Below are 17797 nucleotides of genomic sequence, written 5' to 3'. Positions count from 1 at the left end.
TTGGGGCGCGGGTCGGGGGCGAACGTTCCCGCGGGGAACACGTCGGTCACGATCGCAACTTCCTGCCGGTGAGATCTAGGAACACATCCTCGAGGCTGCGCTGCTCGACGCGCATGTCGGTGGCCAGTACGTCGATGCGTGCGCACCAGGCGGTAACCGTCGCCAGCACCTGCGGGTCGACCGGGCCTTCGACCAGGTACTCGCCCGGCGTCACCTCGGTGGCCTTGTAATCCTCCGGCAGAGCGGCGGCCAACAACGACAGGTCGAGCCGTGGCGGCGCGGTGAACCGCAACTGGTCTTTGGCGCCGCTGCGCATCAATTCCGTCGGTGTTCCGGCGGCCACGGTCACCCCGTGGTCGATGATGACCAGGCGGTCGGCGAGTTCTTCGGCCTCCTTGAGCTGATGGGTGGTCAACACCACGGTGACGCCGTCGCGGCGCAGCGCATCGATCAGCTCCCACACCAGCAGACGCGCGTGTGCATCCATGCCCGCGGTGGGCTCGTCGAGGAACACCAGTTCGGGACGGCCGACCAGCGCGCAGGCCAGCGCCAGCCGTTGCTGCTGTCCACCGGAGAGCCGTCGATAGGTGGTGCGGGCCGCTTCGGTGAGGCCCAGGGTCTCCAGCAGCCAATCGGGATCCAGTGGGTCGGCGGCATAAGCCGCGACCAGTTTCAGCATCTCCCCGGCGCGTGCCGCCGGATAACCACCGCCACCTTGCAGCATCACGCCGATGCGTGCGCGCAAACGGGCATTGTCCCGGATGGGGTCCAGCCCGAGCACCTCGATAGTGCCCGCATCCGGACGGACGAAGCCCTCGCACATCTCGACGGTTGTGGTCTTACCGGCGCCGTTGGGGCCCAGCAGGGCCATGACTTCGGCGGCGTGTACTTCCAGATCGAGGCCAGAAACTGCCGTGACGGCCCCGTACTGCTTGCCCACCCCGCGCAGCCGAACGACGACTTCGCGGGAGTGTGGGGGCGAGCTCACGTGGAGTCAGCGTAGGCGTCGGGCGCCGCCTCGGAACGAGGGGTGGCCCTCGGGGTGTCTGTCACCTGGGCGGCGGGCACCGCGATCGCCTGGTTCGGTTCGTCGTTTTCCTCTGGCAATCGGCGCCACGGCAGCTGGTGATATGTCAGCGCGATGAGCACCACCACGATCAGGGCGCTTGCCAGCGTGGCGTCCACGATTTGGAACAGCGCGAAGCGATCGCCGTTGGCCGTCGGGCCGAAAATGCCGACGATGAGGGTGACGATGATCGCGGCCACCCGGAACCCCGTCCGGGTCGCCCACGCGGCCAACGGAATGATCGCCCACAGCAGGTACCAGGGCTGCACGACGGGAAACAGCAACACCGTCAGGCCTAGGGCCACACCGAGGCCGCCGATTGGGTGCAGCCGGCCGCGAAACACCGCCAGCAACAGCCAGCACACCATCACCATGATGATCAGCACGCCGATGGCACGGGTCAGCGACAGCACCGCGGTGGTGTGATCGCCCAGGCCCAGCAGGATCCCCACCTGTCCGGTGCCCAGGGCCAGCAGTGTCGGCGGCGACATCCAGCTGCGCACCACGTTGGCCGTGCCCAGGGTGTACATCCAGCCGAACCCGAGCCCACTGGCCCAGCCGACGAGGGCCATCACCGCCAGGGACAGTCCGGCCATGCCGCCGCCGGCCAGCAGCAGCGCCTTAAAGGTGCCCCCGCAGCGGAAGGCCAGGGCCATCGTGACAAAACCCACTGCCAGCATCGAGGGCAGCTTCACCTGCGACGACAGCACGATCAGGATCGAGCCGCCCAGCAACATGCCCAACGGTTCCCAATCCGGGCCGAGCCGCCACGATGAGGGCCGCAGGTGCGCAGAATCGATGCCGCGCAGTGCGAATTCGGCGCCGGTCAGCATCAGGCCGAGCATCAGCGCCTCGTTATGGATTCCGGCAACCAGGTGCATGATCAGCAACGGGTTGGCCGCGCCCAGCCACAGGGCGCTCACTTCGGCGACGCCGCAGCGGCGCGCCAGCCGCGGCGTCGCCCACACGATCAACCCCACACCGATCAGCACCACCAGGCGGTGGCACAACACCGCGGCGACGATGTTCTCCCCGGTCAGTGCGGAAATGCCGCGTCCGATCCACAAGAACAGCGGACCGTATGGCGCGGGGGTCTCCCGCCACAGGCTGGGCACCGACAGGGTGAATACATGGCCAAGCCCCAGGCCGGAGGCCGGGCCCACCCGGTAGGGGTCGAGGCCCTCCAGTGAGATTTCGCTCTGGGCCAGGTAGGAGTACACGTCCTTGCTGTACATCGGCGGCGCGATCAGCAGCGGCAATATCCACAACAGCAAGGTGCGGTCGAGGTCGCCGCGCGACATGCGCCGCTTGCCCAGGGCGAACCGGCCCAGCATCAACCAGGCCAGCGCCATCATCACCGCGCCGGTGGTGGTCATCGTCAGCGAGACCGTCTGGATGCGCGACGGCAGGTTGAGCAGCCGGACGCCGAAGGTGGGGTCTTGGACGACCGGTCTGGCTCCGGCGCCGAGCGCGCCGATCGCCATCAGCACGGTGCCCGTTGCGCCGAACAGCCGGGTGCGCCGCAGCGCGGTGAGTTCGGCTGAATTGAGTGGCGAGCCCACCGTCTGCTCGTCGCCGTGCAAGCTGGCGATCGACGAGCTCAGCGTGTGGTGGCGGGCTGCCATCAAAGCAGACTAGCCGCACGTGCGGAACCGCTGTTGCGCTCGTCACGTGAGGGCACCCTTCCTAGACCGGGCGCTGGAATTGCGTCACACTGGTGTTGTGAAAATCCAATCCGAACTGGATGCTGCTGTGCCTGCAGCCGCTGCTGCCGGAACGGATGGTCACACTCGCCGCGCCATCGTGCGGTTATTGCTGGAATCCGGATCGATCACCGCTTCCGAGATCGGTGAGCGCCTGGGCCTATCGGCTGCCGGTGTCCGCCGTCACCTCGACGCCCTGATCGATGCCGGTGACGCCGAATCCGCGGCGGCGGCGGCCTGGCAACAGGTGGGTCGTGGGCGTCCGGCCAAGCGCTACCGTCTGACGTCCCACGGGCGGGCAAAACTCGACCACTCTTACGACGATCTGGCGGCCGCGGCTATCCGGCAACTGCGGGAAATCGGCGGCGAGGACGCGGTGCGCACGTTCGCGCGCCGCCGCATCGACGCCATCCTGTCCGGCGTCGCGGTTGCCGACGGCCCCGAAGACGCGGCGGTCGAGGCCGCGGCCGAGCGGATCGCCGGTGCGCTGACCGACGCCGGTTACGTCGCCAGCACCACCCGGGTGGGCGGACCGATCCACGGTGTGCAAATCTGCCAGCACCACTGCCCGGTGTCGCATGTAGCCGAGGAATTCCCAGAGTTGTGCGAAGCCGAGCAGCAGGCCATGGCCGAGGTGCTCGGAACCCACGTGCAGCGGCTGGCGACCATCGTCAACGGCGACTGCGCCTGCACCACCCACGTGCCACTTGCAATGCCACCCAGTGGGGCGCCCAGCCCGCGCCGCGCCGCCGACGATGCATCGCGAAGCGATGAGGTGGGGGCACCTCCCGCTTGCGGGGGAGAGCGGCGCACCATGATCGACACAACAAGCACCAGAGGAGCGTCCACATGACACTCGAGGCCAGCAAGACCGTCGTTGAGCCGCTGACCCAGGAAGAGGCGATAGCGTCGCTGGGTAACTACGGCTACGGCTGGGCGGACTCCGACGTCGCGGGCGCCAGCGCGCAGCGTGGGTTGTCCGAGGCGGTGGTCCGCGACATCTCTTCGAAGAAGAACGAGCCCGACTGGATGCTGCAGACCCGGCTCAAGGCGCTGCGGATCTTCGACCGCAAGCCGATGCCGAACTGGGGTTCCAACCTGGAAGGCATCGACTTCGACAACATCAAGTACTTCGTGCGCTCGACCGAGAAGCAGGCCGCGTCTTGGGATGACTTGCCCGAGGACATCAAGAACACCTACGACCGGCTGGGCATCCCGGAAGCCGAGAAGCAGCGGTTGGTCGCTGGAGTAGCCGCGCAGTACGAATCCGAGGTGGTCTACCACCAGATCCGGGAAGACCTGGAGGCCCAGGGCGTCATCTTCCTGGACACCGACACGGGATTGCGGGAACACCCCGAGATCTTCAAGCAATACTTCGGCACCGTCATCCCGGCCGGCGACAACAAGTTCTCCGCGCTGAACACCGCCGTGTGGTCAGGCGGCAGCTTCATCTACGTTCCGCCCGGCGTGCACGTCGACATCCCGCTGCAGGCCTACTTCCGGATCAACACCGAGAACATGGGCCAGTTCGAGCGAACTCTGATCATTGTTGACGAGAACGCTTACGTCCACTATGTGGAGGGCTGTACCGCGCCCATCTACAAGTCGGATTCACTGCACTCCGCGGTGGTCGAGATCATCGTAAAGCCAGGTGGCCGTTGCCGTTACACGACAATCCAGAACTGGTCGAACAACGTCTACAACCTGGTCACCAAGCGCGCCCGCGCCGAAGCGGGCGCCACCATGGAGTGGATCGACGGCAACATCGGGTCCAAGGTGACCATGAAGTACCCGGCGGTCTGGATGACCGGCGAGCACGCCAAGGGTGAGGTGTTGTCGGTGGCGTTCGCCGGCGAAGACCAGCACCAGGACACCGGCGCCAAGATGCTGCACCTGGCTCCCAACACGTCGAGCAACATCGTGTCCAAATCGGTTGCGCGTGGCGGTGGCCGCACCTCTTACCGCGGGCTGGTGCAAGTGAACAAGGGCGCCCACGGTTCCAAGTCGAGCGTGAAATGCGATGCGCTGCTGGTCGATACGATCAGCCGCAGCGACACCTACCCGTATGTCGACATCCGCGAGGACGACGTCACCATGGGTCACGAGGCCACCGTGTCCAAGGTCAGCGAGAACCAGCTCTTCTACCTGATGAGCCGCGGGCTGACCGAGGACGAGGCCATGGCCATGGTCGTGCGCGGCTTCGTCGAGCCGATCGCCAAGGAACTCCCCATGGAGTACGCCCTGGAGCTCAACCGGCTGATCGAGCTGCAGATGGAGGGCGCGGTCGGATGACCGTCCCTACTAAAGCCGCTCTGAACAAGGGCGAGCTGTTCGCGTCGTTCGATGTTGACGCTTTCGAGGTTCCGCACGGCCGCGACGAACTCTGGCGGTTCACCCCACTGAAGCGATTGCGTGGGCTGCACGACGGCTCCGCCAAAGCCAACGGCACGGCGGAGATCACCGTGAGCGAGCACCCCGGCGTCCAGACCGAAACGGTCCGCCGTGGCGACGAGCGGCTCGGACAAGCCGGCATACCGGCCGACCGGGTTGCGGCCCAAGCGTTTTCGTCGTTCAACTCCGCCACGTTGGTTACGGTCGGTCGCGACACCCAGGTGGTCGAGCCGGTGAACATCACCGTCACCGGCCCCGGCGAAGGTGCGGTGGCCTACGGACATCTGCAAATCAGGGTCGAGGAACTGGGCGAGGCTGTCGTGGTCATCGACCACCGCGGCAGCGGAACCTATGCCGACAACGTCGAATTCGTCGTCGGCGACGCCGCCCGGCTCACCGTGGTGTGGATCGCCGACTGGGCCGACGACACCGTCCACCTCAGCGCCCAGCACGCCCGGCTGGGCAAGGATGCGGTGCTGCGCCACGTCGCTGTCACGCTGGGCGGCGAAGTGGTCCGGCTGACGGCCAACGTCCGGTTCACCGCAAGCGGGGGCGACGCCGAACTGCTGGGTCTGTACTTCGCCGACGACGGCCAGCACCTCGAGTCCCGGCTACTGGTCGACCACGCGTACCCCGACTGCAAGTCCAACGTGTTGTATAAAGGTGCGCTGCAAGGAGATCCGGCGTCGTCGCTGCCCGACGCGCACACCGTCTGGATCGGCGACGTGCTGATCCGCGCCGAGGCCACTGGTACCGACACTTTCGAGGTGAACCGCAACCTGGTGCTCACCGACGGCGCCCGTGCGGACTCGGTGCCCAACCTCGAGATCGAAACCGGCGAGATCGCCGGGGCCGGACACGCCAGTGCCACTGGCCGTTTCGACGACGAGCAGCTGTTCTACTTGCGTTCCCGTGGCATTCCCGAAGAACAAGCCCGGCGACTGGTGATCCGCGGCTTCTTCGGCGAAATCATCTCCAAGATCGCGGTGCCCGAGGTTCGCGAACGCCTCACCACAGCCATCGAACACGAGCTAGAAATCACGGAATCGAGATCAATCGCCTCATGACGACCCTGGAAATCAACGACCTGCACGTCAGCGTCGACAACCCCAACGCCGCCGAAGGGGAGCGCGAAATACCCATCCTCAAGGGCGTCGACCTGACCGTGAAATCCGGTGAGACGCATGCCTTGATGGGTCCCAACGGCTCCGGCAAGTCCACCCTGTCGTACGCCATCGCGGGCCATCCCAAATACCAGGTGACGTCCGGATCGATCACGCTGGACGGCGCTGACGTGCTGGCGATGAGCATCGACGAACGGGCGCGTGCCGGACTGTTTCTGGCCATGCAGTATCCCGTCGAGGTGCCCGGCGTTTCGGTGTCGAACTTCTTGCGTTCGGCGGCCACCGCGATCCGGGGTGAGGCCCCCAAGCTGCGGCACTGGGTCAAAGAAGTCAAGGCCGCGATGGGCGCACTCGACATCGACCCGGCCTTCGCCGAACGCAACGTCAACGAGGGCTTCTCCGGCGGTGAGAAGAAGCGGCACGAGATCCTGCAGCTGGAACTGCTTAAGCCCAAGATCGCCATCCTCGACGAGACCGACTCCGGCCTGGACGTCGACGCGCTGCGGGTGGTCAGCGAGGGCGTGAATCGGTATGCCGAAGCCGAGCATGGCGGGCTTCTGCTGATCACCCACTACACCCGCATCCTGCGTTACATCCATCCGGAATTCGTGCACGTCTTCGTCGGCGGCCGCATCGCCGAATCCGGTGGACCTGAGCTGGCCGACGAACTCGAACAGAATGGCTACGAGCGCTTCACCCAAGCGGCGGCTGAGAAAGTCTGACAGGGGCCTGACGTGACGGCGCAAGTGACCCCGCTGGACCTCGCGGCGATCCGGGCGGATTTCCCGATCCTGAAGCGGGTCATGCGTGGCGGAAATCAGTTGGCGTACCTGGATTCCGGCGCGACGTCGCAGCGGCCACTGCAAGTTCTCGATGCCGAGCGCGAGTTTCTCGTCACCTCCAACGGAGGTGTACATCGCGGCGCACACCAGTTGATGGAAGAGGCTACCGACGCTTACGAGCAGGGCCGTGCCGACATCGCCGCATTCGTCGGCGCCGACAGCGACGAGCTGGTGTTCACCAAGAACGCCACCGAATCGCTCAACCTGGTGTCATATGCGTTGGGAGACAGCCGTTTCGAGCGGACTGTCGGTCCGGGCGATGTCATCGTCACCACCGAACTCGAACATCACGCCAACCTGATTCCGTGGCAGGAGCTGGCCCGGCGCACCGGAGCCGCCCTGCGCTGGTACGGTGTCAGCGAAGACGGGCGCATCGACCTGGACAGCCTGCAACTGGATGGTCGCGTCAAAGTCGTTGCCTTTAGCCATCATTCGAATGTAACCGGTGCGCTGGCGCCGGTCGCCGAGCTGGTCGGCCGCGCCAAAGAGGTCGGCGCGCTGACCGTGCTGGACGCCTGCCAGTCGGTGCCGCACCAGCCGGTCGACTTCCACGAACTCGATGTCGACTTCGCCGCCTTCTCCGGCCATAAGATGCTGGGCCCCAACGGAATCGGCGTGCTGTATAGCCGGCGTGAACTCATCGACAAGATGCCCCCGTTCCTCACCGGCGGGTCGATGATCGAGACGGTGACCATGGAAGCGTCTACCTACGCGCCGGCGCCACAGCGGTTCGAGGCCGGTACTCCGATGACGTCACAGGTGGTCGCGCTGGCCGCCGCGGCTCGCTACCTCGACGCCATCGGCATGGACGCTGTCGAGGCCCACGAGCGCGAACTGGTGGCCAAGACCATCGAGGGCTTCTCCGGTATCGACGGTGTGCGCATCATCGGGCCCACTGAAATGCAGGACCGCGGTTCGCCGGTGTCGTTCATCGTCGACGGCGTGCACGCCCACGACGTGGGGCAGGTGCTCGACGACGACGGTGTGGCGGTGCGAGTCGGACATCACTGTGCGTTGCCGCTGCACCGCAGGTTCGGTCTGGCGGCCACGGCACGGGCCTCGTTCGCGGTGTACAACACCGCCGACGAGGTGGACCGGCTGGTGGCCGGCGTGCGTCGTTCGCTGGATTTCTTTGGGAGAGACTGACTTTGCGGCTGGAAAACATCTACCAGGACGTGATCCTCGATCACTACAAACACCCACAGCACCGCGGCCTGCGCGAGCCCTTCGGCGCGCAGGTGTATCACGTCAACCCGGTCTGCGGCGACGAAGTCACGTTAAGAGTTGCGCTGTCAGAAGACGGCGAGACCATCGACGACATCTCTTATGACGGCCAGGGCTGTTCGATCAGCCAGGCAGCCACCTCGGTGTTGACCCAGCAGGTGATCGGCCAATCAGTGCCGGAAGCGCTGAGAACCCTCGACGCCTTCACCGCGATGATCTCCTCGCGCGGAACCGTGCAGGGAGACGAGGAAGTCCTGGGCGACGGAGTAGCGTTCGCAGGAGTGGCCAAATACCCGGCGCGGGTCAAATGTGCGCTGCTCGGCTGGATGGCTTTCAAAGATGCCCTGGCCCAAGCCCTCGAGGAGGTCGATAAATGAGCGAAACCGCCGCACCCGACGAGGAATTCCTGGCTGACGTCGAGGAGGCGATGCGCGACGTCGTCGACCCCGAGCTGGGCATCAACGTGGTCGATCTCGGGCTGGTCTACGGCTTGAATGTAGAGGAGGGCGACGAGGGAACCGTCGCGCTGATCGATATGACCCTGACGTCAGCCGCGTGCCCGCTGACCGATGTAATCGAGGACCAGTCGCGCAGCGCGCTGGTCGGCAGTGGTCTGGTCGACGAGATTCGGATCAATTGGGTCTGGAACCCGCCGTGGGGTCCGGACAAGATCACCGAGGATGGGCGCGAGCAACTACGGGCGCTCGGCTTCACCGTCTGAATCGCACGACCAGGCCTGCGATCATGCCTTTGTGCCGGCGCTGAAGCTGGCGCGTGGCGCCCCGATGCCGGGATCGATTTGATGTGGCCCGGCCGCGGACGGAAGCACCGGGAAATCGAAAATCGCTGTTGGAATATAGACGGTGGCGCACGAATTCGGTATGTCCACCACACCCGATAGACGGCCTTCAATGGGGGCAGATCCAAGAAGCAGATACGCCTGCTCGGGGCTGTAGCCGAATTTGGTCAGATAGTCGATCGCGTGTAGACATGCGCGTTTGTATGCGAGATCGGAATCGAGATACTTTTGTTCGCCATCCAGCGTCACCGATGTGCCCGAGAATGCGATCCATTGCGAGTACAGAGGGTCGGTGTTCCCCGGCACGAATATCGCATTCTCATAGACTCCGTAGGTCTCCATGCCCCCTTTGATCACGTCGACATGCAAGTCGATGAACCCGCCCATTTCGATCGCGCCGCAGAAGGTGATTTCGCCGTCGCCCTGCGAGAAGTGAAGGTCGCCGACCGACAGATTCGCACCGGGCACGAAGACCGGGTAAAACACCCGGGTGCCTTTGGTGAGGTTCTTGATGTCCTGGTTTCCGCCGTTCTCGCGGGGCGGTGCCGTGCGGGCCGCTTCGGCAGCGACACGGCCGAATTCGTCGCCGCTCAGCGTTCCCAAAATGGCGTCCTCGGGTTCCGGCGGCAGCGCCAGAGGCGGCACTCGGTGCGGGTCGGTCTCGATGAGTGCACCCTCGCGTTTGTTCCACTTCGCCAGCAACTGCGCGGATGGGGCTGTTCCCATCAGGCCGGGATGCACGATGCCGGTGTACTTGACCCCGGGAACATGCCGCGAAGTCGCACTTTGCCCGGAGAAATCCCAGATCGCCTTGTAGGCATCGGGAAATTGATCAGTGAGGAATCCACCGCCATTGAGTTTGGCGAAAATTCCGGTGTATCCCCAGCCCTGTCCGGCCAGCGGACCGGAATCTTCTTGGGGGATAGGACCGACATCAAGGATGTCCACGATAAGCAGGTCGCCCGGCTCGGCACCCTCGATCGCGAATGGGCCGGACAGGCAATGCACGCCTTTTAGCGGAGCATTGAGGATGTCTTCGGCCGAATCGTCGTTGTGGATGGCCCCGTCGAACCACTCGCGACAATGCGCACGGAATGTGGAATCGCGCTTCACCGTGACGGCCGCCGGAATATCTGGATGCCAACGATTGTGGCCTATAATCTGTTGCTCGTTGAACTTCTTACTTGAATCCAGCGGGAAAAGCAGTTCGGGCACTTTGCACTCTCTGGTCAGCTCGCGACGAATCGATTGGAATCAGGCTTGCGCACGACCGTTTCATTCGAGGTTGGTGGCTGACTGTGATGGTCCTGATGATCTTCTGGCAGCACACGTCCGGCGCCAAGGCTTTATAGTCGCCAGCATGCCGAGCTATGTGTTCCGTTGCACGCAGGGCTGCCCGAGATTTGCTGAGCAGCATCGGATGGCGGCAGTACCCGACAGCGCCGTTTGCCCGCACTGCGCCGGCGTGGCCACAAGAATTCCCACCGCGCCCATGATCGGCATCGGCCGCTCTACCGCGATGCGACTCCACGACCGCACCCGCGCCACCGCCGATGTACCCGACGTCGTCAACCGCTTGCCACCCGCTCAATCCACAGGGGCGAAGGTGACCACTAACCCACTACACCGCAAACTGCCGCGCCACTAACGGCGCAGACCAGATTGGCGCCTGAGGGTCCCGCCGACAAACCTCAGAAGGCGTCTTCGGAGACACGCATGATGTCGTCGTCGATGGACTCGATGACGGCGCGTACCCCACCCAGCTTCGGCAGCATGTTCCTCGCGAAGAACGCCGCGACTGCGATCTTGCCTTGATAGAACGCTTCATCGCTGGCGGACGGCCCGTCGGACAAGGCGGCACGAGCGACATTCGCTTGCGCCAGCAGTCGCCAGCCGATGAGCAGGTCGCCGATCGCCAGCAGATACCGCACCGACCCGAGCCCCACCTTGTAGATGTCGGTGGGATTCTGCGCGGCCGACATCAGATACCCGGTCAGCGCACCGGTCATCGCCGTGCAATCGTCGAGTGCGGTCTGCAGCAGCTCGGCTTCCGGCTTCAGTGACTCATCGATGTTCTCGATGGTGCGGCTGATTTGGGCCGTCACGTGCTGAAGGGCCTGGCCGTGGTCGCGGATTATCTTGCGGAAGAAGAAATCCAGCGCCTGGATGGCCGTGGTGCCCTCGTAGAGCGAATCGATCTTGGCGTCGCGGATGTACTGCTCGATGGGATAGTCGACCAGGAAGCCGGAGCCGCCCAGCGTCTGCAGCGACTCGGTCAGGATTTCGTAGGCACGTTCTGAGCCCACGCCTTTGACCACTGGCAGCAGTAGATCGTCGACGCGGTGCGCCAGATCGGGGTCCGCGCCCGAAACACGTTGCGCCACTTCGGCATCCTGGTGCGCGGCGGCATACAGATACAGCGCCCGCAGCCCCTCGGCGTAGGCCTTCTGGGTCATCAGGCTGCGCCGCACGTCGGGGTGGGCCATGATGGTGACCCGCGGCGCGGTCTTGTCGGTCATCTGGGTCAGGTCGGCACCCTGGATGCGCTCCTTGGCGTAAGCCAGCGCGTTCAGGTATCCCGTCGACAGCGTGCCCGACGACTTGACGCCGATCGTCATGCGAGCGTGCTCGATGATGGTGAACATCTGCGCGATCCCGTTGTGCACGTCGCCGACCAGGTAGCCGACGGCCGGCACATCGGTGGCGCCGAAGGTCAGCTCGCAGGTGGGGGAGGACTTCAGCCCCATCTTGTGTTCCAGCCCGGTCACGTACACGCCGTTGCGCGGACCCAGTTCCAAGGTGTCGGGATCGAAAAGGTAATTGGGAACGTAGAACAGGCTCAATCCCTTGGTACCCGGGCCGGATCCTTCGGGCCGGGCCAGGACGAGATGGAAGATGTTCTCGGTGGTGTCCCCGACGTCGCCGCCGGAGATGAACCGCTTCACACCCTCGATGTGCCAGGTGCCATCGGGTTGTTCGAAAGCCTTGGCGCGCGCGGCACCTACATCGGAGCCCGCGTCGGGTTCGGTGAGCACCATGGTGGACTGCCAGTCACGCTCGACGCCCATCGCCGCCCACTTGCGCTGCTGCTCGTTGCCCTCGATGTAAAGCGCATTGGCCATCACGGGGCCGAGCAGGTAGAAGGACGCCGACGGATTGGCGCAGAAGATCATTTCGTTGACGGCCCAGGTGAGGGGCGGCGGCGCGGGCATGCCGCCGATCTCCTCGGCCAGGCCCAGGCGCCACCACTCGGCATCCTTGATCGCCTGCACCGTCTTGATCAACTCGTCCGGCACGCTGATGGAGTGCGTTGCCGGATCGAACACCGGTGGGTTGCGATCGGCGAAGGCGAAGGACTCGGCGATCGGACCTTCGGCCAGGCGAGCGGCCTCGGACAATATCGTGTGGGCCGTGTCGACATCAAGATCGCTGTAGCGGCCCTCGCCGAGAACGGCGCCTATCTCAAGCACCTCAAACAGGTTGAACTCAAGATCGCGGACGTTGGCGATGTAGTGCCCCAATGCGGTTCCCTTCACTCACGTGGATCGGCCCGTAACCGGGCCTAGTTTCTACGAGTGGAGAAAACGTACGCAACCGTAACCATTGTTACGGCGCGTTGACCTGGTATTACTAGCCGTTGGCGCCGCGCTGGCCGAAGAGTAGCCCGCCCGTGCCGCCGGTTCCGGGGGTACCGCCGGCTCCGGCGTGGCCGCCGGCGCCGCCGTTGCCGATCAATATCGCGTTGCCGCCGTTTCCGCCGTTGCCGGCCAACGGCCCGCCGTTGCCACCCGCCCCGCCGCTGCTGAACAGACCGCCCTGGCCGCCGGCGCCGCCGTCGGCGTTGGAGAAGCCGGTGCCGCCGAAGCCGGCGCTGCCGAACAGCAGACCCGCGTTGCCGCCGGCCCCGGCCCTGCCGTCGGAGAGGGCGTCGCCGCCGTTACCGCCGCCGCCCAGCAGATAGGCCTTTCCGCCGTCACCGCCGCCGCCGAGGAAGCTGCTGCCGCCATCGCCGGCGTTGCCGTACAGCACCCCGCCGTTGCCGCCGGCGCCGCCGGCTCCCATGCCGTTGGGGCTGATACCGCCGAAGCCGCCGGACCCGACCAGGAGTGCGGAGCCGCCGATACCGCCGGCGCCGCCGCCGCCACCACTGGTGCCGCCGGCACCGCCGTTGCCGTACAGGAACCCGCCCCAGCCGCCGTTGCCGCCGTTCGCGCCCGCTCCGCCGACACCGCCGGCGCCGCCGTTGCCGAACAACCCCGCGCCGCCGCCGCTACCGCCGGCTTTCCCGGCGACGCCCGGCGAGAAGCCGTTACCGCCGTTGCCGAACAGGATTCCGCCGGCCTGCCCGTTCGGGTTCGCCGCGGTGCCGTCCGCGCCGTTACCGATGAACGGCCGGTTGAACGCCGCCAGAGCGGGCGCGTTGATCAGATCGGCAATCGGCTGGAAGATGCCGAAGTTGGTGGCCTCGGCGGTCGCGTAGGCCTGAGCGCCGCCGAACACGTTGCGTACGAATTGGTCGTGGAAGGCCGCGACGTCCGCGCTGACCGCCTGGAAGTTCTGGCCGTGTGCACCGAACAATGCCGCGACGGCGGCCGACACCTCATCGGCGGCCGCGGCTGCCACGCCGGTGGTCTGGGCCGCCGCTGCCGAGTTGGCGGCGCTGAGCGCCGAACCGATGCGGGCCAGATTTCCGGCCGCCTGCGACACAGATTCCGTGTTAGCGAGCAAGAACGACATCCCGAACCTCCCCAGTGAAGCGCCAGCGACCGAAAAATCTTATCCCTTTTCGTTCGCCGTGGTTTTCGATTTTTCGAACCCGCCCAAAATGAATTTTCGTTGCGCACGCGCAAATTCAATCCGCTGCGCGCTGCCCGGGCGGGCGGCTGAAGAGACCTCAAACCGGGCGTTGCCCGCTTGCCTTGTGCCAGTGACCAATTCAATCGCATACCGCAATGCAATCGAGATTTCCGGCGATCGCTGCGTCCCTAGACTCGGTTCATCCTGAGGAAGTCCCACCCCCCTGTGAGGCCGCCGGAATGACTTTGACCGCTCTCGAAGTGACCGCCCAAGAGGCTTCTTTCGACCGCGTTCCCAGTGCAATTGCCCGGCCTTTGAGTTGGCGGGCGGCGCTGTGGTCGGTGATGTCGGTGCGCTGGGCGGCGGCCGCGCTGGCGCTGTTTCTGGCCGGGCTGGCAGCGCAGTGCAACGGTGCGCCCCAAACCGTCTGGTGGACGCTGTATCTCAGCTGTTATCTGGCCGGCGGTTGGGGTTCGGCATGGGCAGGTGCACAGGCGTTGCGCAATAAGGCCCTCGACGTCGACCTGTTGATGATCGTCGCCGCCATCGGTGCGGTCGCGATCGGGCAGATCTTCGACGGCGCACTGCTTATCGTCATCTTCGCGACGTCCGGTGCACTCGACGACGTGGCCACCAAACACACCGCCGACTCGGTCAAGGGGCTGCTGGATCTCGCGCCGGATCAGGCCGTGCTGATCGAATACGACGGTACGGAGCGGGTCATCGGGGCCGGCGAGCTGACGATCGGCGACCACGTGGTGGTGCGGCCGGGGGAGCGGATACCGGCCGACGGGCTGGTGCTGTCCGGGGACTCGGAGGTGGACCAGCGCTCGATCACCGGCGAATCGATGCCGGTGGCCAAGGAAACCGGCGACGAGGTATTCGCCGGCACCCTGAACGGATCGGGTGTGCTGCAGCTGGTCGTCGCGCGCGACCCGTCTCAGACCGTGGTGGCACGAATGGTCGAGCTGGTCGCCGAAGCCTCGGCCACCAAAGCCAAAACTCAGCTGTTCATCGAGAAGATCGAGCAGCGTTACTCATTGGGCATGGTGACGGTAACGCTCGCCCTCATCGTCATCCCGCTGATGATGGGTGGCCATCCGCAGCAGGTCCTGCTGCGCGCCATGACTTTCATGATCGTGGCTTCACCCTGTGCGGTGGTACTGGCCACCATGCCGCCGCTGCTTTCGGCGATCGCCAACGCGGGCCGGCACGGAGTCCTCGTCAAATCCGCCGTCGTCGTCGAACACCTCGCCGACACCAGCATCGTGGCGCTGGACAAAACGGGCACCCTGACTTGCGGCGTCCCGCGGCTGACGACTCTGCAGCCACTTGACCCCGACACGGTCGACAGCCACCGTCTCCTCCAATTGGCCGCTGCCGCAGAACAATCCAGCGAGCACCCGCTGGGGCGGGCCATCGTGGAGGAAGCTCGCTGCCGAGGCATCGCCATCTTGCCCGCCGAGGATTTCCGGGCGCTGCCGGGCCGCGGCGTGCGCGCCACCGTGGGGTGTGAGTTCGTCGAGGTGTGCAGCCCGCACAGCTACCGGGGTAGCCCGCCGCCCGAACTGGCGCAGATCGAGGAGGCCGGGGCCACCGCCGCCATCGTCCTGGTCGACGGGATAGCGGTGGGCGTGCTCGGACTCACCGATCAGGTTCGCCCGGACGCCGCGCGGTCGGTGGCTTCGTTGACCGCGTTGACCTCGGCTCCGCCGGTGCTGCTGACCGGTGACAACGGGCGCGCCGCCCGGCGCGTCGCGCTGCACGCCGGAATCACCGACGTCCGTGCGGCACTGCTGCCCGAGCAGAAGGTGGAGGCGGTCCGGGCCCTCGAGGCCGGCGGACACCGGGTGCTCGTCGTCGGCGACGGCGTCAACGACGCCCCTGCGATGGCCGCGGCCCGCACCTCCATCGCCATGGGGGCCGGAGCCGACCTCACCCTGCAGACCGCAGACGGCGTCACCGTGCGCGACGAGCTGCACACCATCCCGACGATCATCGGGCTGGCCCGGCACGCACGGCGGGTGGTGACGGCCAACCTCGCCATCGCGGCCACCTTTATCAGCGTGCTGGTGTTGTGGGATCTGTTCGGGCAGCTGCCGCTACCGCTGGGGGTGGCCGGTCACGAAGGATCCACCGTCTTGGTCGCGCTCAACGGCATGCGGCTGCTGACCAACCGGTCCTGGCGGGCTGCGGCATCCCCCTCCTGCCCCTCCCGCTGACGTCGTAGGCTCCTGGTCGTGGGTACCCGAGACCTCACGGCAGCGGTTTTCCGGCACACCATCGATGCCAATGAGAATGTGCTGGTCTACTTCTGGGCGCCGCTGTGTGGCCCCTGCGACGTGTTCACGCCCACCTACGAGGGCTCGTCCGACAAACACTTCGACGTCGTCCACGGCAAGGTGAACTACGAAACCGAGACGGACCTGGTGGAGCTCGCCGGGGTCAAGTTGCTGCCCACGCTGATGGCCTTCAAGCGGGGCAAACTGGTGTTCAAACAAGCCGGCATCGCGAACCCGTCGGTCATGGGGGATCTGGTGCGGCAGCTGCGCGCATACGAGTTCGGAGTTGACCCGGCCGCGGCTCAGCGGGGCCTGTTATGACCGGTGGGGAACAAGAACAGCGCCGTCTGTCGTTAGGGCTGGCGTGACTACCCAAGACCTCACTGCCGCGCAGTTCAATGAAACCGTCAATGGCAACGACATGGTGCTCGTCGATTTCTGGGCCTCCTGGTGTGGCCCGTGTCGTGCCTTCGCGCCGACATTCAAGGCGTCCTCGGAGAAGCATCCCGACGTGGTGTTCGCCAAGGTTGACACCGAAGCCGAGCAGGAGCTGGCAGCGGCCGCGCAGATCCGGTCCATCCCGACGCTGATGGCCTTCAAGAAGGGCCAGCTGCTGTTCAATCAGGCCGGCGCGCTTCCTCCCGCGGCGCTGGAGGACCTCATCCAGCAGCTCAAGGACTACGAGGTCCCAGAAGACGCGGGCGCACCCGCCGAATAGGGGCGATCGCTGGCGCTTGGGCTACCGTTTCCAGCGTGAGTCTGGTCCTTGTTGAGAACCCCCGGCCCGAGATTGCGCTGATCACCCTCAATCGGCCTGAGCGGATGAACTCCATGGCCTTCGACGTCATGGTGCCGCTGAAGGAGGCCCTGGAGCGAGTCAGTTACGACAACGCCGTGCGGGTGGTGGTGCTGACCGGGGCCGGTCGCGGGTTTTCTTCGGGCGCGGACCACAAATCCGCCGGAGCCGTGCCGCACGTCGAGGATTTGACCCGGCCCACGTACGCGCTGCGGTCGATGGAGTTGCTCGACGACGTCATCCTCGCGCTGCGGCGGCTGCACCAGCCCGTGATTGCCGCCGTCAACGGCCCCGCCATCGGCGGCGGGCTGTGCCTGGCGCTGGCCGCCGACATCCGGGTGGCCTCGACCACCGCCTATTTCCGCGCCGCCGGCATCAACAACGGGCTGACCGCCAGCGAGCTGGGGCTGAGCTACCTGCTGCCCAGGGCCATCGGATCGTCGCGGGCGTTCGAGATCATGCTGACCGGGCGCGATGTCAGCGCCGAGGAGGCCGAACGGATCGGGCTGGTGTCGTGTCAGGTGCCCGAGGGCCAGCTGCTGGACACCTGCTACGCGATCGCGGCCCGGATGGCGGCGTTCTCCCGCCCGGGAATTGAGTTGACCAAACGTACGCTGTGGAGTGGACTGGACGCCGCCAGCTTGGAAGGGCATATGCAGGCCGAGGGCCTGGGTCAGCTTTTCGTCCGGCTGCTGACCGCCAACTTCGAAGAAGCGGTTGCCGCGCGCGCAGAGAGGCGTCCGCCGGTATTCACTGACGACAAATAGGGAGCG

At 65.7% G+C, this 17797-nt stretch carries 15 protein-coding genes and 1 pseudogene; 11 read left to right on the top strand and 5 right to left on the bottom strand.

Features of this window, described 5'->3' with window-relative positions; all coding sequences use genetic code 11:
• Positions 1 to 46 precede the first annotated feature (46 nt).
• Together BST12_RS16080 and mptB are read right to left on the bottom strand one after the other, a co-directional pair.
• The gene (locus BST12_RS16080) at positions 47 to 988 is read right to left on the bottom strand and encodes an ABC transporter ATP-binding protein (RefSeq protein WP_083114117.1); all 942 of its coding nucleotides are present in this window, start codon (positions 986 to 988) and stop codon (positions 47 to 49) included.
• Positions 985 to 2691 (bottom strand): polyprenol phosphomannose-dependent alpha 1,6 mannosyltransferase MptB, encoded by a 1707-nt coding sequence (gene mptB / locus BST12_RS16075; RefSeq protein WP_083114116.1) that lies wholly within the window; start codon positions 2689 to 2691, stop codon positions 985 to 987. Before mptB ends, BST12_RS16080 begins: the two co-directional genes overlap by 4 nt.
• A 46-nt stretch (positions 2692 to 2737) precedes the next feature.
• Between mptB and BST12_RS16070 the strand changes: the two genes are divergently transcribed.
• From BST12_RS16070 to BST12_RS16040, 7 genes and pseudogenes are all read left to right on the top strand, one after another.
• On the top strand, positions 2738 to 3622 hold the full coding sequence (locus BST12_RS16070; RefSeq protein WP_083114115.1) for a helix-turn-helix transcriptional regulator: 885 nt from the start codon (positions 2738 to 2740) through the stop codon (positions 3620 to 3622).
• Positions 3619 to 5061, top strand: coding sequence for a Fe-S cluster assembly protein SufB (gene sufB / locus BST12_RS16065; RefSeq protein WP_083114114.1), 1443 nt, complete (start codon positions 3619 to 3621; stop codon positions 5059 to 5061). Before BST12_RS16070 ends, sufB begins: the two co-directional genes overlap by 4 nt.
• The gene (sufD, locus tag BST12_RS16060; RefSeq protein WP_083114113.1) at positions 5058 to 6227 is read left to right on the top strand and encodes a Fe-S cluster assembly protein SufD; all 1170 of its coding nucleotides are present in this window, start codon (positions 5058 to 5060) and stop codon (positions 6225 to 6227) included. Before sufB ends, sufD begins: the two co-directional genes overlap by 4 nt.
• Positions 6224 to 7006 (top strand): Fe-S cluster assembly ATPase SufC, encoded by a 783-nt coding sequence (gene sufC / locus BST12_RS16055; protein ID WP_083114112.1) that lies wholly within the window; start codon positions 6224 to 6226, stop codon positions 7004 to 7006. Before sufD ends, sufC begins: the two co-directional genes overlap by 4 nt.
• Positions 7007 to 7018: 12 nt before the next feature.
• Positions 7019 to 8272 carry a cysteine desulfurase gene (locus tag BST12_RS16050; RefSeq protein WP_083114111.1) on the top strand — a complete coding sequence of 418 codons (1254 nt, stop codon included), beginning with the start codon at positions 7019 to 7021 and terminating at the stop codon, positions 8270 to 8272.
• A pseudogene (gene sufU / locus BST12_RS16045) lies at positions 8269 to 8764 on the top strand (Fe-S cluster assembly sulfur transfer protein SufU). Before BST12_RS16050 ends, sufU begins: the two are co-directional and overlap by 4 nt.
• On the top strand, positions 8724 to 9071 hold the full coding sequence (locus BST12_RS16040) for a metal-sulfur cluster assembly factor (protein ID WP_083114109.1): 348 nt from the start codon (positions 8724 to 8726) through the stop codon (positions 9069 to 9071). The pseudogene sufU and the gene BST12_RS16040 overlap by 41 nt, the downstream one beginning before the upstream one ends.
• A gap of 21 nt (positions 9072 to 9092) precedes the next feature.
• Here BST12_RS16040 and fmdA read toward each other — a convergent pair whose 3' ends face one another.
• The 3 genes from fmdA to BST12_RS34270 form a co-directional block, all read right to left on the bottom strand.
• On the bottom strand, positions 9093 to 10364 hold the full coding sequence (gene fmdA, locus BST12_RS16035; protein ID WP_083114108.1) for a formamidase: 1272 nt from the start codon (positions 10362 to 10364) through the stop codon (positions 9093 to 9095).
• Between the two features lie 476 nt (positions 10365 to 10840).
• Positions 10841 to 12670 (bottom strand): acyl-CoA dehydrogenase, encoded by a 1830-nt coding sequence (locus BST12_RS16025; protein WP_083114144.1) that lies wholly within the window; start codon positions 12668 to 12670, stop codon positions 10841 to 10843.
• 109 nt (positions 12671 to 12779) lie between these two features.
• Entirely contained in the window at positions 12780 to 13886 is a 1107-nt protein-coding gene (locus BST12_RS34270; protein WP_083114106.1) for a PE family protein, read from the bottom strand.
• A gap of 299 nt (positions 13887 to 14185) precedes the next feature.
• On the opposite strand from BST12_RS34270, the gene BST12_RS16015 reads away from it, so the two are divergent.
• Genes BST12_RS16015 through BST12_RS16000 form a run of 4 tightly spaced genes read left to right on the top strand, consistent with a single transcriptional unit; the run spans position 14186 to position 17791 of the window.
• Positions 14186 to 16168 carry a heavy metal translocating P-type ATPase gene (locus BST12_RS16015; protein WP_083114105.1) on the top strand — a complete coding sequence of 661 codons (1983 nt, stop codon included), beginning with the start codon at positions 14186 to 14188 and terminating at the stop codon, positions 16166 to 16168.
• An 18-nt stretch (positions 16169 to 16186) separates the two neighbouring features.
• Positions 16187 to 16549 (top strand): thioredoxin domain-containing protein, encoded by a 363-nt coding sequence (locus BST12_RS16010; protein WP_083114104.1) that lies wholly within the window; start codon positions 16187 to 16189, stop codon positions 16547 to 16549.
• Positions 16550 to 16592: 43 nt separating this feature from the next.
• Complete coding sequence (gene trxA, locus BST12_RS16005; protein WP_083114103.1) at positions 16593 to 16946, top strand: thioredoxin; 354 nt, start codon at positions 16593 to 16595, stop codon at positions 16944 to 16946.
• Positions 16943 to 17791 (top strand): enoyl-CoA hydratase, encoded by an 849-nt coding sequence (locus tag BST12_RS16000; protein ID WP_211281286.1) that lies wholly within the window; start codon positions 16943 to 16945, stop codon positions 17789 to 17791. The genes trxA and BST12_RS16000 overlap by 4 nt, the downstream gene beginning before the upstream one ends.
• The last annotated feature ends 6 nt before the right edge of the window (positions 17792 to 17797 follow it).

Source organism: Mycobacterium angelicum, assembly GCF_002086155.1.
GTDB classification, from domain to species: Bacteria; Actinomycetota; Actinomycetes; order Mycobacteriales; family Mycobacteriaceae; genus Mycobacterium; species Mycobacterium angelicum.
This window is presented reverse-complemented; position numbering and strand designations above follow the sequence as displayed.

Coding starts and splice junctions, on each gene's coding strand:
- BST12_RS16040 (WP_083114109.1), top strand. CDS start 8,724: ATGAGCGAAACCGCCGCACCCGACGAGGAATTCCTGGCTGACGTCGAG.
- BST12_RS16015 (WP_083114105.1), top strand. CDS start 14,186: ATGACTTTGACCGCTCTCGAAGTGACCGCCCAAGAGGCTTCTTTCGAC.
- mptB (WP_083114116.1), bottom strand. CDS start 2,691: ATGGCAGCCCGCCACCACACGCTGAGCTCGTCGATCGCCAGCTTGCAC.
- sufC (WP_083114112.1), top strand. CDS start 6,224: ATGACGACCCTGGAAATCAACGACCTGCACGTCAGCGTCGACAACCCC.
- BST12_RS34270 (WP_083114106.1), bottom strand. CDS start 13,886: ATGTCGTTCTTGCTCGCTAACACGGAATCTGTGTCGCAGGCGGCCGGA.
- sufB (WP_083114114.1), top strand. CDS start 3,619: ATGACACTCGAGGCCAGCAAGACCGTCGTTGAGCCGCTGACCCAGGAA.
- sufD (WP_083114113.1), top strand. CDS start 5,058: ATGACCGTCCCTACTAAAGCCGCTCTGAACAAGGGCGAGCTGTTCGCG.